16 protein-coding genes and 1 pseudogene are annotated in these 15,347 nt (G+C 66.5%); 5 read left to right on the top strand and 12 right to left on the bottom strand.

Features of this window, described 5'->3' with window-relative positions; all coding sequences use genetic code 11:
* Nucleotides 1–20: 20 nt before the first annotated feature.
* From BGI51_RS23640 to BGI51_RS20570, 3 genes and pseudogenes are all read left to right on the top strand, one after another.
* Nucleotides 21–143: pseudogene (locus tag BGI51_RS23640) on the top strand (hypothetical protein); the annotation flags it as partial.
* A gap of 78 nt (nt 144–221) precedes the next feature.
* Nucleotides 222–407, top strand: a complete 186-nt coding sequence (locus BGI51_RS23635) for a hypothetical protein (RefSeq protein ID WP_252977328.1) — start codon at nt 222–224, stop codon at nt 405–407.
* A 213-nt stretch (nt 408–620) separates the two neighbouring features.
* Nucleotides 621–1,544, top strand: coding sequence for a DMT family transporter (locus tag BGI51_RS20570; RefSeq protein ID WP_187979550.1), 924 nt, complete (start codon nt 621–623; stop codon nt 1,542–1,544).
* Nucleotides 1,545–1,646: 102 nt separating this feature from the next.
* On the opposite strand, the gene BGI51_RS20565 is transcribed toward BGI51_RS20570, so the two are convergent.
* Nucleotides 1,647–2,801, bottom strand: a complete 1,155-nt coding sequence (locus BGI51_RS20565) for an epoxide hydrolase family protein (protein WP_187979549.1) — start codon at nt 2,799–2,801, stop codon at nt 1,647–1,649.
* Nucleotides 2,802–2,888: 87 nt separating this feature from the next.
* Here BGI51_RS20565 and BGI51_RS20560 point away from each other — a divergent pair, with 87 nt between their 5' ends.
* Nucleotides 2,889–3,497: a TetR/AcrR family transcriptional regulator gene (locus BGI51_RS20560; protein ID WP_187979548.1), complete on the top strand. Its 609-nt coding sequence runs from the start codon at nt 2,889–2,891 to the stop codon at nt 3,495–3,497.
* A 23-nt stretch (nt 3,498–3,520) separates the two neighbouring features.
* Here BGI51_RS20560 and BGI51_RS20555 read toward each other — a convergent pair whose 3' ends face one another.
* The 10 genes from BGI51_RS20555 to BGI51_RS20515 form a co-directional block, all read right to left on the bottom strand.
* Nucleotides 3,521–4,228 carry a FadR/GntR family transcriptional regulator gene (locus BGI51_RS20555; protein WP_158897078.1) on the bottom strand — a complete coding sequence of 236 codons (708 nt, stop codon included), beginning with the start codon at nt 4,226–4,228 and terminating at the stop codon, nt 3,521–3,523.
* Nucleotides 4,229–4,292: 64 nt separating this feature from the next.
* Complete coding sequence (locus BGI51_RS20550; protein ID WP_187979547.1) at nt 4,293–4,631, bottom strand: L-rhamnose mutarotase; 339 nt, start codon at nt 4,629–4,631, stop codon at nt 4,293–4,295.
* A gap of 38 nt (nt 4,632–4,669) precedes the next feature.
* Nucleotides 4,670–5,554 (bottom strand): zinc-binding alcohol dehydrogenase family protein, encoded by an 885-nt coding sequence (locus BGI51_RS20545; protein WP_252977312.1) that lies wholly within the window; start codon nt 5,552–5,554, stop codon nt 4,670–4,672.
* Nucleotides 5,555–5,790: 236 nt separating this feature from the next.
* A complete protein-coding gene (locus BGI51_RS20540; protein ID WP_187979546.1) occupies nt 5,791–6,807 on the bottom strand; it encodes an aldo/keto reductase in 1,017 nt (338 codons plus the stop codon).
* Nucleotides 6,808–6,821: 14 nt separating this feature from the next.
* On the bottom strand, nt 6,822–7,766 hold the full coding sequence (locus BGI51_RS20535; protein WP_187979545.1) for an ABC transporter substrate-binding protein: 945 nt from the start codon (nt 7,764–7,766) through the stop codon (nt 6,822–6,824).
* Nucleotides 7,767–7,796: 30 nt separating this feature from the next.
* Nucleotides 7,797–8,783 carry an ABC transporter permease gene (locus BGI51_RS20530; RefSeq protein ID WP_027602020.1) on the bottom strand — a complete coding sequence of 329 codons (987 nt, stop codon included), beginning with the start codon at nt 8,781–8,783 and terminating at the stop codon, nt 7,797–7,799.
* A 37-nt stretch (nt 8,784–8,820) separates the two neighbouring features.
* Complete coding sequence (locus BGI51_RS20525) at nt 8,821–9,906, bottom strand: sugar ABC transporter ATP-binding protein (RefSeq protein ID WP_252977143.1); 1,086 nt, start codon at nt 9,904–9,906, stop codon at nt 8,821–8,823.
* Nucleotides 9,804–10,370, bottom strand: a complete 567-nt coding sequence (locus BGI51_RS23630) for an ATP-binding cassette domain-containing protein (protein ID WP_252977142.1) — start codon at nt 10,368–10,370, stop codon at nt 9,804–9,806. Before BGI51_RS23630 ends, BGI51_RS20525 begins: the two co-directional genes overlap by 103 nt.
* Nucleotides 10,371–10,721: 351 nt before the next feature.
* Nucleotides 10,722–12,089: an MFS transporter gene (locus BGI51_RS20520; RefSeq protein ID WP_187979544.1), complete on the bottom strand. Its 1,368-nt coding sequence runs from the start codon at nt 12,087–12,089 to the stop codon at nt 10,722–10,724.
* A 48-nt stretch (nt 12,090–12,137) separates the two neighbouring features.
* Nucleotides 12,138–13,061 (bottom strand): 2-hydroxyacid dehydrogenase, encoded by a 924-nt coding sequence (locus BGI51_RS20515; protein WP_187979543.1) that lies wholly within the window; start codon nt 13,059–13,061, stop codon nt 12,138–12,140.
* 101 nt (nt 13,062–13,162) lie between these two features.
* Here BGI51_RS20515 and BGI51_RS20510 point away from each other — a divergent pair, with 101 nt between their 5' ends.
* Nucleotides 13,163–14,071 (top strand): LysR family transcriptional regulator, encoded by a 909-nt coding sequence (locus BGI51_RS20510; protein WP_252977141.1) that lies wholly within the window; start codon nt 13,163–13,165, stop codon nt 14,069–14,071.
* Here the strand turns inward: BGI51_RS20510 and BGI51_RS20505 are convergent.
* Nucleotides 14,068–15,303 carry an MFS transporter gene (locus tag BGI51_RS20505; RefSeq protein ID WP_187979542.1) on the bottom strand — a complete coding sequence of 412 codons (1,236 nt, stop codon included), beginning with the start codon at nt 15,301–15,303 and terminating at the stop codon, nt 14,068–14,070. The two genes, BGI51_RS20510 and BGI51_RS20505, sit on opposite strands and share 4 nt — an antisense overlap.
* Between the last annotated feature and the right edge of the window lie 44 nt (nt 15,304–15,347).

Genomic DNA, 15,347 nt, shown 5'->3' with positions numbered 1-15,347 from the left:
GCGAGCGAGGCGGAACTCTGGTGGGCGCTGGAAAGGGCGCAACTGGATGCCACGGTGCGCAGGCTTCCCGAGGGGCTGGGGCCGGGGTCGGTGACCGGGGTTATCAGCTGTCCGGTGGCGAGCGCCAGCGTCTGTCCCTGGCGCGTATGCTGCTGCGTGATCCACCGATCATTCTCCTGGATGAAGCGACCAGCGCCCTGGACAGCAGCACCCAGGCGGCGATGGCCGCGGCCCTGGCCTCGCTGGAGGGGCCGCGGACCCTGATTTCGATCGCCCATCGCCTCAGCACCGTCAGGCAGGCGGATCGGATTCTGGTCATCCAGGCCGGGCAACTGGTGGAGCAGGGCACCCATGAAGAGTTGATGAAACAGGGTGGGCTCTATGCGGTCATGGCGCGCAATGCCTAGCACTCGCGGCAGCTACCGCTCCGCCACCCACGCCAACATGGCGTGGCACCCTCGGGATACACTGGAAGTACCTTGCTGTGACAGCAACGACGGTAAAGACAAGGACTTTCATAGTGCGCCACTGATGGTGTCCAGGGGCGACCCGAGTCACTATGAGGCATCTCTGGAACGCGATGCTTCTTAGCGGCGCGGCTTCAGAGAGAGGTCTTACGGATGGCACAAAAGGATGTCGGCAACGACCGCGTCCGCCAGGGAATCAGCCTGATCGTCGCGGCGGTTTTTGTCCTGTCCCTGGTGGATGCTGCGGTCAAATACTTTAGTGCTCGACTACCGCTTTGGCAGCTTTTTCTTGCAGTAGCCTGCCTTTCGGTGCCCGCGATTGGCTTCTGGGCGATCGGCCGCTTCAAGGCCGGTCGCCTAGGGATAGGCTCGATCCGCTGGGTGATGGCCAGAAGTATTCTGCTCTTGCTGATGTGGATCAGCTATTACGCTGCGCTTCCTTTCATTCCTCTGTCAGTAGCGGCCGTCGCTATCTATACGACCCCCATTTTCATCGCGCTTCTAGCGGCCTGCTATGGCGGTGAGTCCCTGTCCAGGCTGGGTTGGTCTGCGGTAGGCGTCGGCTTTGCCGGCGTGGCCCTGGTACTACGCCCAGGCGCGGACGCCTTTTCTCCTGCCACGCTGCTACCGGTCATTGGTGCGCTGTTCTACGCGCTCGCAATGGTGGTCACGCGTCGACACTGCCGCAACGAACACCCTTTGGTATTGGCCCTGGGATTGAATATCGCCTTTTTGGTAGCGGCCTGCCTGGGAGGTCTGGCCTCGCTCGCGGTCAGTAAGGCGGTGGCTGCTCAGGCCGATTTTCTATTGTCTCCCTGGCAGCCACTTGGTCGCGAGGAGATGGCCTTCATCGTCTGCTACGCCGTGGCTTTGGTCTTCATCAATACGGCCACCGCCAGAGCCTATCAGATCGCCCCGGCGGCGCTGGTCGGTACCTTCGACTACGCCTATCTGGTCTTCGCCTGTCTATGGGGATATCTATTATTCCAGGAGATCCCAGACCTCTTTACCTGGGGTGGAATGTTGATGATCTTGAGCGCGGGTGTGCTCATTTCATGCGCAGAGGAAAAGCCTTAGGACAGCGCCCTAGGCTTCAAGGGCATCGAGTCTGTCGGTGCCCCTGGGGTGAGGTAGCGACAATGCGCGAGATCCCCTGCTTGCAGTCAATGGAGCGCGCCCTCAGCGCATCGTCCGGAAGGCCTCCCGCAGGTGACCGACGAATTCTCGCGGATTCTCCATCGCCGCGAAGTGCCCACCCCGATCGGCTTCCGCGAAGAACCGCAGATCGGCGAAGCGCCGCTCGGCCCAGCGGCGCGACAGCCGCAATTGCTCGCCAGGGAACATGCTGACGCCCGCGGGCAGGGGCAGCAACGCGCTGGCCATGCCGTTCGCCATCTCGCGCCTGGCCTCCCAGTAGAAACGCGCCGAACTGGCGCCGGCATTGGGCAGCCAGTAGAGCATGATGTCATCGAGCAGATGATCCAGCGGCAGGACGCACTCCGGTTCGCCCGCGCTGTCCGAGACGTCCTGGAACAGGGCGTAGATCCAGGCCGCCAGGCCTACCGGCGAATCGGCCAGGGCGAAGCCCACCGATTGCGGGCGGGTGGTCTGCACCTTCATGTAGCCCGAGTATTCACGCTCGTAGCGGGCGGCGTCGGCGAGCATCCGCTGCTCGTCCGGCGTGGCCGCCGCGACCTCCTCGGCAGTGGGCTGGAACATCACCATGTTCAGGTGCACGCCGGCCAGGCCCGCCGGGCGCATATGGGCCAGGGCGGTGGTCACCGCGGCGCCCCAGTCGCCGCCCTGGGCCAGCCAGTGATCGCCGTAGCCGAGTCGGCGCATGAGTTCGATCCAGGCCAGGGCGGTGCGGCTCACTCCCCAGCCGGGCTCGCTGGGCTGATTCGAGAAGCCGAAGCCGGGTAGCGCGGGAATGACCAGGTGAAAGGCGTCCGCGGCTTCACCGCCATGGGCGACTGGATCGCTCAGCGGCCCTATCACGTCGCGAAACTCCAGCACAGAGCCTGGCCAACCGTGGGTGAGCAGCAGGGGGGTAGCCGTCGGTTCGGGAGAGCGCACATGCAGAAAGTGGATGCCGAGGCCGTCGATCTCGGTGCGGCTGCTGCCCCAGCCGTTCAGCAGGGTCTCGGCCGCCCGCCAGTCGTACCCGCCGCGCCAGCGCTCCACCAGGGCCTGCAGGCGCTCCCGTTGCGGCCCCTGACTGCCATCGTGGACGGTCTCGCGGTCGGGCCAGCGTGTAAGCCGGAGTCTTGCCGCCAGCTCATCGAGCTGGGCTTGGGGTACGTGGATGGGAAAGGGCTGGATGAGATCGGTCATGGAGAGCCTCGCAAGGAAGGGCGCAGTCGAATAACTGAACGTTATCGTTCAGTTTACAGGCGCTGTCAATCCGCTTAAGGTTCGCCCATGACCGAAATGACCAAACCACGCGGCGGGCGACCCCGGCGCGAAGAGGCCGGCGCTGTCGATCGCCGCCTGCTGGACGCTGCCTTCGAACTCTTCCTCGCCCAGGGCTTTGCCGGGACCTCCTGCGAGGCGGTGGCGCGGCTGGCCGGTGCGGGCAAGGCCAGCCTCTATGCGCGCTTCGCCAACAAGGATCAGCTGTTCGAGGCGGTGATCCGCCGTCATTCGGCAACCCTGCCGCAGCTCGAACCCGTGCCCTCCGGCCTGCCGCTCGCGGAGCGTCTGCGGCTGGCCGGTCAGGACATGCTGGAGCACGCCTCGCGGCCGGAAACCCTGGCGATGATGCGCCTGGTGATCGCCACGGCCGATCGCTTTCCGGCAGTAGCGGCCGAGGCGACCCGGATCGGCTGGGAGGCGGGTCGCCTGCGGGTGCGACAGGCCATCGAGGCGGGCCCGGATCAGCCGGACGATGTCGAGCGGCTGCTCGAGGGATTCATCGATCTGGTCTTCGCGCCGCATCAGTTGCGGGCGCTGCTGGGCGATGATCCCAGGGCACTGCGGGCTCAGGCGGCGGAGCGGATCGAGCGGGCCATTCGGCTGTTGCTGGGGTGAGGATGTCTGGCGGCCTACGGTCCTCAATCCTCGCTGGAGGCGAAGCCCTCGAGCCAGCGCGCTTCCGAACAGAGCAGGTGGTGGCGCATGGCTGTCTGGGCACCGATCAGGTCGCGGGCTTCCACCGCACGCAGGATGGCTTCGTGTTCGGCCACGGCGACGCCCCAGGTCTTCTGGCTTTCGGTCTGCTCGGCGACGTGGGTGGAGAGGGGGCTGTGACGCTCGTCGAACAGCGAGGTGATGATGCGCACCAGGGTGGAGTTGCCGCTCATCCTGGCCAGGCGGCAGTGGAACTTGCGATCGTCCTCCATGGGCGAAAGCCCCTGGGCGATCTTGTCGCTCATGTTCTGGATGCACTTCGCCAGGTAGCGGTAATCGGCCTTGCCACCCAGGGAACAGGCCAGCACGATGGTCGCGCCCTCGATCATGGCCCGGGCGTGCATCAACTCCGAAGGACTTTCGCCAAGGGTGGAGGTCCGGGCGCCATTGTTCAGCAGCGCGGCGTTCACATAGATCCCGGAGCCCTGGCGGACCTCGATGCTGCCTTCGATTTCCAGGGCGATCAGGGCTTCGCGCAGCGACGGCCGGGAGACGCCCAGCAACAGCGCCAGGTCGCGCTCCGGCGGCAGGCGGGTACCGGCTTCGATGGCGCCCTCGCGGATATGCTGGCGCAGGCGATCCGCGATCTTCTGGTAGAGCTTTCTTTCGGTGGTGGCAGTGGGCAGCGTCATCGATGAAACCTGCATCTTCAAGGGCTTCAGTATCTCATGGGCTACCCGGTTCGGCGCCAGCGGCTCAGGGCAGGGCGGCCAGCTCGAACAGCGGGGTCGCCAGCTGCCATTTCTCCGATCCCGCCTCGGGCGAGGACAGCTGATAGCGCGCCATCAGGGTTTCCCATTCCTGGATTCTGGGATTGCGCTGTTCCAGCTGGTGCAGGCGGTCGAAGGAGAAGCCCGGCCCGGCTTCGAGCAGCATGGTCAGCCGACAGCCGAGGCGCCAGATGGTCATGTTGGCGACGCCGGCTTCGCGCAGGTGGGCGATGACCTCGGGCCAGACCGCCGCGTGCTGGCGTTCGTATTCGGCGATGAGCGCGGGGTCGTCCCGCAGGTCCAGCAGCAGACAGTAGCGTGTCATGTTCTCGCTCCTCGGCCGGTGGCGGCCGATCAGACCGTTCAGATTTCGACGATGGCTTTGACAACGCCCCGGGCCGGGTCCAGCAGCTCGGCGAAACGGTTGGGCAGCTCGGCCAGTTGCAGGCGATGGGTATTGAGTGCCGCGTCCGGGATCAGGCCCTCGCGCAGGCAGCGCTCGACGTGCTGAAAATCCTCGGCGGTGGCGTTGCGACTGCCCAGCAGGGTGGTCTCGCGCTTGTGGAACTCGGGATCGGCGAAGCGGATGTGATCCTTGACCACCGAGATCAGCACATAGCTGCCGGCATGGGCGACGAATTCGAAACCCCGCTCGATCGCGCGGGCGTTGCCGGTGGCGTCGAACACCACGTCGAAGAAGTCGCCATCGGTCAGCCGCGCCAGTTCGTCCTTGTCGCCGTCACCGACGGTGACCGTGGCCGCGACCTGCAGGTGCTGGCGACAGAATTCCAGGCGATCGCTGCGGGTGTCCAGGACGGTGACCTGGGCCCCGGCGATACCGGCGAAGATCGCCGCCGCCATACCGATGGGCCCGGCGCCCACCACCAGCACGCGCTGTGCCTGGCCCAGGCCCGAACGGCGCACGGCATGGGCGCCGATGGCGAGAAATTCCACCATGGCCGCCTGGTCGAGGGTGAGGCCTTCGGCCTTGAAGACGAAGCGGTCGGGCAGACTGAGGTATTCGGTCAGGGCGCCGTCGCGATGCACGCCCAGGACCGCGATTTTGGTGCAGCAGTTGGTCTTGCCCTGGCGGCAGGCGATGCACTGGCCACAGGACAGATAGGGCACCACGTAGACGATGTCCCCCGCCTGCAGGCGCCCGCTGTCGTCGGTTTCCTCGACGACGCCGGAAATCTCGTGGCCCATCACCCGTGGGTATTCCAGATAGGGCTGGTTGCCTTCGTAGATGTGCAGGTCGGTCCCGCAGACGCCGACCCGGCGGATACGGATCAGGGTTTCGCCTGCGCCACGGGCGGGCTTGGGGTATCGCGGGAGACCAGCAGGCCGGGTTTTTCACAGATGACGGTCAGCATAGGAAGACTCCGCATCGCTCGGGATGCACATTGGATTCATGGTGCGGCGCGCGCCGGGAATGGCAGTCAGCGTCCGGCGCCCGGGAGCGGGGCGGCAAGGGCTGTGCAATTTCATGCCGGGGCTCCTGCCACGGGGGCATCGGCGTCCAGCAGGCCGCGCTGCTTGAGGGTGCTCCAGAATTCCGCCGGAATGGGCGTCTGCAGCCAGGCCAGGTTGCTGGCCACCTGCTCGGCGCTGCGCGCGCCGATGACCGCGGAGGCGACCGCCGGATGCGCCAGGGGAAATTGCAGGGCCGCGGCGGCCAGCGGGATCGCGAAATCGGCGCAGACAGCCTGCAGGGCCCGCACCTTGGCCACCACCGCTGGCGGCGCGGCGCCATAGTCGAAGTGCTGGCCACCGGCTAGGATCCCGGAGTTGAACACCCCGCCGGCGACGATGGCGTGGCCCTGGGCCAGGCAGCGATCGAGCAGGGGTCTCAGGCTCTCCTGCTCCAGCAGGGTGTAGCGACCGGCCAGCAGGGTGCAGTCCAGCGGGCACTCGTCGAGGCTGTCGACCACGACCTCCCATTCGTTGACGCCCAGGCCGATGGCCTGGATCTGGCCTCCGCTGCGCAACTCCTCCAGCGCGCGGAAACCGCCGCCGCGGGTCAGCTCCTGCCAGTGCCGGTCATGCCGCTCGCCATGGGTGCGGCGGCCGATGTCGTGCACATAGAGGATGTCGATCCGCGCCAGCCCCAGTCGCTGCAGGCTGTCTTCATGGGACCTGAGGATGGCGTCGTAGCTGTAGTCGTAGACCGGCTTGAAGGGCAGTGGCCGGGCCCAGCCGTCGTCGTTGGCGCGCTCGCTGCCGTTGGGCGCGAGCAGCCGGCCCACCTTGCTGCTGAGCACGACTTCATCCCGCGGCAATTCGTCGAGAAAGGCCCCGAGGCGATGCTCCGAGCGGCCATAGCCATAGAAGGGCGCCGTATCGAAATAGCGGATGCCCTGCCGCCAGGCGCCGGCCAGGGTGTCGACGGCCTGCTGCAGGGGCATGTCCCGGTACAGTCCGCCCAGCTGGGAGCAGCCGAGTCCGAGCACCGGCAGGGCCAGCGGGCTTTTCGCCAGGGGACGCCGTTCGGAGAGATTCATCGCCAGGCCTCCGCTCAATAGAGCACGTTGCGTGCGTTAGGGCTGTCCAGGTTGGCCTTGTCGATGAGCAGGACGCCGGTGTCGATGAACTTGGGTACCTTCTGCTTCTCGATGACCTTGATCACCGTGGCGACCGATTCCAGGCCCATGCGATAGGAACTCTGCACCACGATGGCGTCCAGGGTGCCGTCGCGCACGAAGCCCTGCAGATCTTCGTTGCCGTCGAAGCCGATGGCCTGCAGCTTGCCGGCCTTGCCGGACTGGGCGATGGCCCGCGCCATGCCGACCGCGGTGGGTTCGTTGGCGCCGTAGATGCCCTTGAGGTCAGGATTGGAGGCCAGGACGTCGGTGGTCTGGTTGAGGGCGTTGGCCATCTGCGACTGGGAATAGAAGGGGCCCACCACGGTCAGCTGCGAATGCTGCTCCAGGTATTTGCGGAAGCCGCCGACCCGGCCCGTTTCCGAGCCGGTGCCCGGCACATAGGACATGATGGCGATCTTGCCGGTCTTGCCGACCTTCTCGATCATGCGCTGGGCGGACAGCTCGCCGGCCTTGTTGTTGTCGGTGGAGAGAAAGGACTGGTAGTAGGGCGCGCCGCTTTCCGCGACCGAGGAGTCGATCAGCACCACCGGGATATGGGCTTCCCAGGCCTGCTTGATGGCCGGCACCAGGGCGTCCGGGTCGGACGGCGCCAGCACGATGCCCGAGACGCCGCGGTTGACGGCATTGACCACCATGTTCACCTCGTCGGCGATCGCCGATTCCGAGGCCGGTCCCTGGAAGGTGACCTTGTAGCTGGTGTGTTGCTTGGCCGTCTCCTGCACGCCCTTCTGCACGTTCTGCCAGTAGTTGGAGTTGGCACTCTTGACGATGACGGCGATCTCGCCGTTACCGGCCAGCGCCAGGGAGGTCGCGGCGGAGAGGGCGACACCCAGGACCACTTTCTTGAAGTTTTTCATCGGTCGTTCCTTGTTGTTGTTATCGAGGGTTCACTTCTTGCGGTTGCGGAGCTGGTCGATACAGACGGTCAGCAGGATCACCAGGCCGATGATGATCTGCTGGGTGAAACTGGAGACGCCGAGCATGTTGAGGCCGTTGCGCAGCACGCCGATGGTGAAGGCGCCGATCAGGGTGCCCGACACGCTGCCGATGCCACCGGAGAGCGAGGTGCCGCCGATCACCGCGCTGGCGATGGCGTCCAGTTCGTACATCACCCCTTCGTTCGGTTGGGCGGTGACCAGGCGCGACATCAGCACCGCGCCGGTCAGGCCGGCCAGCACGCCGGACAGCACATAGGTGAAGAGGGTGACCGCGCGCACCTTGACCCCGGAGAGCCGGGCCGCTTCGGCGTTCGAGCCCACGGCATAGATGTGGCGGCCCAGGCGGGTGCGGCTGAGCACCAGCCACAGGGCGATGGCCAGGACGATCATGATGATCACCGGGTAGGGGATGCCCGGAAAGATCACGTTGGGAAAGCCGTCGTCGCCGATGCGTTCGATGCGGCCCAGGGTGCCGTTGCCGAGTACGCCAAAGGCGGCGCCGAGGCCGGAGATGGGCTGGGCATCGGTCAGTCGCAGCGCCAGGCCGCGGGCCACCAGCATCATGCCCAGGGTGGCGATGAAGGGCGGCAGCTTGACCAGGGTCACGAACAGGCCGTTGATCGCGCCGCAGATCCCGCCGACGATCAGCCCGACCAGGATGCCCACCTCGATGGACGCCCCGGCCTTGACCGCCATGGCGTTGGCCACGCCGGCCAGGGCCAGCACCGAGCCCACCGAGAGGTCGATGCCGCCGGTGATGATCACCGCCGTCGCACCGAGGCCGAGAAAGGCGATGGAGGTGACCTGCAAGGCCACGCTCATGCCGTTGCCCATGGTGAGGAAGGCACTGCTCATGGAGGAAAACACCGCGATCAGGGCCAGCAGGCTGACCAGGGCGCCAAACTTCTGCAGAAATTCTTTTTGTTTTTCGGTCATTTCTCTGTCTCGCTCGACACGCGTGGACGACCTGCCGTCAGTGCGACGTGCAGCCGGAGGCGTAGTGCATGATCTGGTCCTGGGACGTGGCCCGGGTCTCGACGTCACCGGTCAGGCGACCTTCGTGAAAGACCAGGATCCGATCGCTCATGCCCAGCAATTCCGGCAGTTCCGAACTGATCAGGACGACACCGATGCCCTGGGCCGCCAGCTGGTCCATCATTTCGTAGATGGCGTACTTGGCGCCGACGTCGATCCCCCGGGTGGGCTCGTCGAAGAACATGATCCGGGCGTCCCGGAACAGCCATTTGCCGATGATGATCTTTTGCTGGTTGCCGCCCGAGAGGTAGCGGGTGACCTTGTCGATCGAGGGCGTGCGGATGTCCAGCCGCCGCACGTAGTCCTGGGCGACCCGCGCCTCCTCTTTGAAGCGGATGAAGCCCAGCGGCCCGCAGAGGGCATCCAGATTGGCCAGGGTCAGGTTGTGCGCCAGGGTCATCTTGACCGCCAGGCCGTCCTTCTTGCGGTCTTCGGACAGGTAGGCGATGCCCTGGTCGATGCCGTCGCGCGGACTGCGGATAGTGACCGCGCGGCCGTTGATTTCCACCTGGCCGGCATCCAGCCGATCGGCGCCAAAGATCGCCCGGGCGATCTCGGTGCGCCCGGCGCCCATGAGGCCGGCGAAGCCGAGGATCTCGCCGCGGCGCAATTCGAAGCTGATGTCCTGGAAGACCCCCTTGCGGCTCAGGCCTTGCGCCCGCAGCAGCACCTCGCCGGTGGGCACCGAGGTGCGCGGCGGAAATTTCTCGTCGAGGGAGCGCCCGACCATGCCCGCCACTATGGCGTCGACACTGGTGTCGGCAAAGCGCTGGGTGGAGACGTAGCGACCGTCGCGCAGGATGGTTACCCGGTCGACGATGTGGCGCATCTCGTCCAGCCGGTGGGAGATGTAGAGCATGCCGACGCCGCGCGCCTTGAGGTCCTGGATGACCTTGAACAGTGCCTGGGTTTCGCTTTCGGTCAGCGAGGAGGTCGGTTCGTCGAGGATGAGCACCCGGGCGTCCAGCGACAGCGCCTTGGCGATCTCCACCATCTGCTGCTGGGCCACCGACAGCTTGGCCACCGGGGCGCGGGGCTGATGACCACGCCCAGGCGCGCCAGGCAGGCTTCGGTGTCCGCCTGCATCTTGCGTCTGTCGATCAGGCCGAAGCGCGCCGGCTCGCGGGCCAGGAAGATGTTTTCCGCCACCGTAAGGTGGGGCACCAGGTTGAGTTCCTGGTGAATGATGGCGATGCCGACATGCTCGGCTTCCGACACGGACTTGAAGTGCCGCTCTTCGCCGAGGTAGCGGATCCGCCCCTCGTCCGGCGGCTGCTGGCCGCTGACGATCTTCATCAGGGTGGACTTGCCGGCGCCGTTCTCGCCGCAGATGGCGTGGACTTCACCCGGGTAGAGGCTGAGGCTGACGTCGTCGAGGGCCACGACGCCGGGAAAGCGCTTGGAAATGTTTTCGAGCGTCAGGCAGGGCGCGGGCGCGGCCGGTACGGGGCCGCCACCTTCGCCGCGGGGCGATGGGGTATCCAGCATGGTGCTCTCTCTTTTTGTTGTTCTAGGGTCATTGCCCTATGTGAGATCCATGGCAGGGAAAGCTACACCCCCGTTCGGATATCTGGCAAGACCAATTTGATTTTTTAGAATTGGTCTTGCCAGATCGGGGCCGGATTCGCACGCTGCTCGCAGGCCCCGCGGGGGCGGTCCTCACTCAGGCGAGGCTTTCGCAACAGCGGCGAGGTGTACGAGCGGGGAAAATGAAAACGGCCACAGGCAAGGCTGTGGCCGTCTTGATCGAGTGCCGTGGTCAGAGGCGTCGGCGGGATCGCCGGACTCGTCGCCTGCCGCTCTGGGCGAGGCGACCAGCGGACGGCACTGCCGCCTTGTTCAGGCAGGAGCCGCGTCGGGCTTGAGTTCGAGGCGCTCGAAGCGGCGGGCGAGCACGGTGTAGGCGAAGATCCCCAGCACGCCATGGGCAGCAACGAACCAGAGCGCCAGGTCGAAGGAGCCGGTGCGGGCGAGCACCAGCCCGATCACCACCGGGGTGACGATACCCGCCAGATTGCCCAGGCCGTTGAAGACGCCACCGCTCAGACCCACCATGCTCTTCGGCGCCGTGTCGGACAGCACCGCCCAGCCGACGGCGGCCAGGCCCTTGCCAAAGAAGGCCAGCGCCATCAGCGCGATGACCGTGGCATTGGTCTCGGCGAAGTTGCAGAGCACCAGGGTGGTGGAGAGTGCCATGCCGGTCACGAAGGGGATCTTGCGGGCCAGCGACGGATGGGTCCCGCGGCGTATCAGGTAGTCGGACAGCATCCCGCCTAGCACGCCGCCGCTGAAGCCGCAGATGGCCGGCAGCGCCGCGACCCAGCCGGCCTCCATGATGGTCATGCCGCGGCCCTTGATCAGATAGATGGGAAACCAGGTGATGAAGAAGTAGGTGAGGGCGGTGATGCAGTACTGACCCAGGTAGATGCCCCACAGCGTCCGCTGGGTGAACAGTTGCATGATCTGCCGCCCCTTGGGTCTTTCCCGCTGGCTGATGCGCTGCTGCTCCAGATCGACCAGGGCGCCCCCGTCGCGCATGGTCGCCAGTTCCGCGGCGGTCAGGCGGGGATCGCTCAGCGGCTCGCGGTAATAGGCGAACCACACCAGGGTCAGCAGCAGGCCCAGGGCGCCCATCCAGAGAAAGACGTGCTCCCAGCCGAGGGCGTGGGTCAGCCAGGCCATCAGCGGGGTGAACACCACCACCGCCATGTACTGGGCCGAGTTGAACAGGGCCGAGGCCGTGCCGCGCTCACGGGTAGGAAACCAGCAGGACACGATGCGGTTGTTGGCCGGGAAGGCGGGTGACTCCACCAGGCCGAGCATGAACCTCAGGCAGAACAGCGCGACCGCCGCCGAGGCGCCGACGAAACCCAGGCCGCCTACCGTGCCCTGGAGCAGGGTGAACACCGACCACAGCAGCAGGCTGCAGCCATAGACCCGCCGCGCGCCGAAGCGATCCAGCAACCAGCCGCCGGGGATCTGGCCGAGGGCATAGGCCCAGGCGAAGGCCGAGAAGATCAGGCCCAGGGCCATGGGGTCGATGCCCAGCTCGGCGATCACCCCGGTACCAGCGATGGAAAGGGTCGCCCGGTCGGCATAGTTGATGACGGTGACCAGGAAGATCAGCGCCAGCACCGCGTACCGATGGCGTCCGAGGGCGTTGGTAGCGGTAGTGGCGAGCGTCGAGGTGAGGGGCTTGCTGTGCATGTCTGGGGCGCCTCCGTGTTGTTATTGTGCAGGGCGACAAGCGGCTGCCTAGCCGACGGCGGCTTCGCTGGCGAAGCACTCGGCGAGGTGGCGCAGGACGATCTCGCCCATGGCCAGGCGGGTCTGCTCGGTCGCGCTGGCGCGGTGTGGTTGCAGCACGACGTTATCGAGATCCAGCAGGGCCGGCGGGACGTGGGGCTCGTCGGTGAAGACGTCCAGGCCGGCGCCGGCGATGCGGCGTTCCTGCAGCGCCCGTACCAGGGCCGGTTCATCCACCAGCTTGCCGCGGGCGACGTTGATGAAATAGCCCTGGGGTCCCAGCGCCTCCAGCACCTCCGCGGTGATCAGCACCCGTTCCTGATCGGCCGAGGCGGCGAGGATCAGCGCATCGCTGTCCCGCGCCAGGGCGACCAGATCCGGCTCGTGGCGATAGGGGAGCTGGAGCTGCGCCTGGGGATCGGCATAGGCGATCCGCATGTCGAAGGCCGTGGCGCGTCGGGCGATCGCCCTGCCCACCTGCCCCAGACCGATGATGCCCAGGCGGATGCCCGTCACCTTGCGCGCCAGCGCCTGTGCCGTCTGGCCCCACTGGCCCGCCCGGACCAGCCGCTCTCCCAGGCCGAGGTCGCGCAGGGTCATCAGCAGCAGCCCCAGCGCCATGTCGGCGACATCGTCGGTGAGGACCCCGGGTGTCGTGGTGACCCGGATGCCACGTCGCGCGGCTTCGTCCAGATCGACGGCGTCGGTCCCCACGCCGGCGACGGCCACGATCTCCAGCCTGGGCAGGCGATCCATCAGCGTCCTGGCGCAGCCCCTGGCGCCGCCGGTCACGACCCCGCGAATACGCGGGGCGACCTCGTCCAGCAGCGCCTCGGGATCTTCGGCGAGATCGAGTCGGTGAATCTCGTAGGCTGCCCGGAGTCTCGCATCGATGGGGGCGGGTACGGCCTGGGTAAGCAGCAATGCAGTCATGGTGGAGTCTGATCCTTTGCCGGATGTTGCCGCCGAGCATAGGAACTGCATCGATATACGTCTAACATAGATGCTGGATGGATTGATGCGCGGATTGAATCGTGGAATTACATCAGTTGCGCTGCTTCGTCGCCGTCGCCGAGGAGTTGCACTTCGGCCGTGCCGCCCGGCGGCTGTTCATGACCCAGCCGCCGTTGAGCCGGCAGATCCAGCTGCTGGAACGTGATCTCGGTGTCCAGTTGCTGGAGCGCTCCAACCGCCAGGTACGCCTCACCGCGGCGGGCGTCGGCTTCCTGCGCGACGCCCGGCACGTCCTGCTGTTCGCCGAGCGGGCGGGAGAGACCGCCCGCAGTCTGGCACGGGGCAGCAGCGGCCGGCTCAGCCTGGGCTTCACCGCCGTCGCGGGTTATCGCCTGATCCCCGAACTCGTGCGGCACCTCCAGGGCGCCCTGCCGGAAGTGGATCTCGTGCTGCAGGAACAGGTCACCACCGACCAGACCGAGACGCTGGCCGCGCAGATGATCGACGTGGGTTTTCTACGCCAGCTGGCGCCGCGCGGACCGCTGCGGGGAGAGCGGGTCTGGCGGGAGCCGCTGCTGCTCGCCTTGCCCCTTGGCCATCCGCTGGCGGCACAGCGGGCGGTGTCGGTGCGGGCGCTGGAACACCAGCCCTTCGTCATGTATTCGCCCGGCGAAGGTCGCTATTTCTACGACAGCATTGCCGGCCTCTTCGCCAGTACCGGTGTCCGGCCACGCTTCGTTCAGCACTTGGGCCAGACCCATTCCATCCTGGGCCTGGTCCGCGCCGGGGTTGGCGTCGCGTTGTTGCCGGCATCGGCGGCGCATCTGCACGTCGATCAGGTCTGCTTCCGTCCGCTGACGGACGCCGAACTCCACGCGGAGGTCTGGATGGCCTGGCGAGAAGACAACAGCAATCCCGCCTTGCCGCTCTTTCTGCATCAGGCGCGCCGCTACTTCATCCACGATCCGGAGGCCGAGGAGGCATCCTAGCGCACGGGCGCAGCCGCGCCGGCACGCGCCGGGCGGGCGTCGCGGAAGCTGACCAGAAAGGCCAGCAGCACGCCCAGGGAGAACACCGCCGGGAACAGCCAGATGCCCTGCCAGTCGTGGCCGGCGGCGCTGGCATAGTGATCCGAGACCATCCCGGCCACCCGGAAGCCGACCAGCATGCCCACGCCATAGGTGGCCAGGGTGATCAGGCCCTGGGCCGCACTCTTGTTCGCTTCGCCGGCCTTGGCGTCGGTATAGATCTGCCCGGACACGAAGAAAAAGTCGTAGCAGACCCCATGCAGGGCGATGCCGAGCAGCAGATAGGCGAGGGCGTCACCCTGGGCACCCAGGGCGAAGCAGCCATAGCGCACCGCCCAGGCCAGCATCCCCACCAGCAGGGTGCGCTTGAGGCCGAAGCGGCGGATGAACAGCGGCAGGAGCAGCATGAAGCCCACCTCGGACACCTGGCCGAGGGTCATCATGCCGGTGGGGTTGGCCACCCCCAGCTCGGCGAGAAAGAGGTTGGCGTTCTGGTAGTAGAAGGCCAGCGGAATGCAGATCAGCACCGAGGCGGCAAAGAACACCGCGAAGCTGCGGTCCTTGAGCAGGCGCAGGGCGTCCAGGCCGAGCATCGCGCCCAGTCCGCCGCGGGTGGCCGGCAGCGGCGCGGTGCGCGGCAGGCTGAAGCTGTAGAGGCCGAGGAGGAGGGAGGCCGCGGCGCCGAGCAGGAAGGTGTTGCGCAGGGCGCCGGCGGCGATGCCGCTGCGGCTGTCCCAGGCGAAGACGAAGCTGATCGCGAGGCCCGCGGCGATCCAGCCCAGGGTGCCCCAGACGCGGATCCTGGCGAACTGCCGGGCCGGATCGGCCAGGTGGCGGAAGGCCACGGAATTGGCCAGCGCCAGGGTCGGCATGTAGCAGAGCATGTACGCCAGCACCAGCGGATAGAAGGTGGTGAAGTCGGCCGCCGCATAAAGTTGGTAGAGCAGCACCGCACCGGCCAGGTGCAGCAGGCCGAGGATGCGCTCGGCGTTGAAGTAGCGATCGGCGATCAGGCCGATCACGAAGGGCGCCAGGATCGCGCCCCAGGACTGGGTGGCGAAGGCCTGGCCGATCTGGCCGCCATTGGCGCCCAGGGTGTTGCCGAGAAAGGTCGCCAGGGTGACGAACCAGCTGCCCCAGATAAAGAACTGCAGGAACATCAGGGTGCTCAGGCGTAGCGAAAGTGCGTTCATCGTCGTTTCCTTGTTGTGGGTTATGTGACGAAAAAACGAGGGGG

It is taken from the genome of Pseudomonas oryzihabitans (assembly GCF_014522265.1).
Taxonomy (GTDB): domain Bacteria; phylum Pseudomonadota; class Gammaproteobacteria; order Pseudomonadales; family Pseudomonadaceae; genus Chryseomonas; species Chryseomonas aestiva.
Note: the sequence above shows the minus strand (reverse complement) of the source record. Positions and strands in the feature narration are given on the sequence as shown.